Source organism: Pseudoalteromonas luteoviolacea NCIMB 1944 (assembly GCF_001625565.1).
Classification (GTDB): Bacteria; Pseudomonadota; Gammaproteobacteria; order Enterobacterales; family Alteromonadaceae; genus Pseudoalteromonas; species Pseudoalteromonas luteoviolacea_F.
Window position 1 is genome coordinate 1 of record NZ_AUXS01000021.1, and the last position, 1,489, is coordinate 1,489.

General features: G+C 43.2%; 1 protein-coding gene. It reads right to left on the minus strand.

What is annotated here, in order from left to right:
• Positions 1-62: 62 nt before the first annotated feature.
• Positions 63-1,400, minus strand: coding sequence for an IS4 family transposase (locus N483_RS08190; RefSeq protein ID WP_063383332.1), 1,338 nt, complete (start codon positions 1,398-1,400; stop codon positions 63-65).
• Positions 1,401-1,489: the final 89 nt, after the last annotated feature.

Genomic DNA, 1,489 nt, shown 5'->3' on the forward strand with positions numbered 1-1,489 from the left:
GCCTAAACCCGTGATCCTGAACCTAAACTCGTCACCCTGAACTTGCTTCCAATGCTGTTCGTTTAAGGGGCCTTGAGTGGCTGGCTCCTTTTAACTGGAAACTCTTTCTTCTTCATTTTCACTGCCCGAGGGTAATTCGGCCTGTCTGGTTTTGGCAAGATAAAGTCCTTCACTGTGTCAGTTAAGTCTTTTAATCTTTTGGGAAGCGTATGTATTGAGTTAGTAGTGGCCATTGAATAGTAGTCATAAATCACAACTCGCATAGTTGTTTTAAAGCTTATTTGTGCACCTCTTACTTTCACCTGTTTACCAGCCAATGCTGCCTCATGCCTTATGAGGTTGTATGCTATCAACATGCCGTAGAGCTCTTGGATCACTAACTCTGGCTTTTTACTTCGAAGGGTCATCGTGTTTTTTAGCATCGTTTTCTTGATATCCCTATAGCCCAACTCGATTGACCACCGCTCATGGTAAAGTGCAATGATATCTTCTTTTGAATATTGCTCACGAGGTAGAGAAGTCGCCAATAGCTTTGGTTCGAACCCATCAATCTGGTATTTAATAAGTCTAAATTGCCAATCCTTAGGCAATGTACTAGAACGCTTACGAGTATGCGAATTCAGCGTTCGCTCTACCAACATATCGTCACTTTCTACCTCACCTTGGACTCGTTGCCATTTAATATCAGTGCGTAAGGGAGTAACCCAAAATCTGTCTGAACCCAGCATTTCTATATGATGTAATAGTTCAGCTGAATGGTAGAGTTTGTCCATAAGCACGACGCTCGTGTTGGGTAAGTTATCTACCAACTGCGAGGCTATTGTAATTTCACCCTTTTTAAATTCACATAATCCCGCATTAAGTATAATTTGAGTTCTGGCATTCATTAAACAAGTGAGCCGAAAAGCGGGAAAAGCAGAAACTCGCTCTCCTTTACTGTGCGCAGAGCCAAAATAGGCACGACACTCAGGTGTATCTTCAGTACGTAGGCTTGTGCCATCAATGCTATATACACGCAGGCCATTCCAAAGCTCATCTTTATACTCTTGATCATCCCAAAAGGCGGCGCTGCGCTGGAATAACCACTCAACAGGCGCTGCCCCCAAGCGCTGGCGCGCATTGCTCCATGAGCTTCTTGCAAGCAATCCGTTGTCAATTTGAGCAGATTTAAAGGCTAATCGCGCTGCAACTTCTTGAATAGGTTCACTGCGCATTAACGACATGCCTATCACAAGCCGAATAACATCTTCTGGCGCAATTTTTCGCCTGCGAATAGTTGCATGCCCAGTTAGGTTGAACGCCTCTGTTAGCCACTCAGTAGGCAATTCGGTGTTAAATACAGAGATGTTACTAACGATTTCTTCTGCATCATTAAATAGCATAGACAGGTCATTCAACATATAAGCTCCTTCAAGTTAAGAGCTAAATATGCCATAGGCAAAAGATCGATCAAGACGTAGTAAATGAGCTTAAACGATCAGCATTGGAA

What these genes read in the sequence shown, in the direction of transcription:
- N483_RS08190 (WP_063383332.1), bottom strand. Translation starts at nt 1,400, where the DNA reads ATGTTGAATGACCTGTCTATGCTATTTAATGATGCAGAAGAAATCGTT.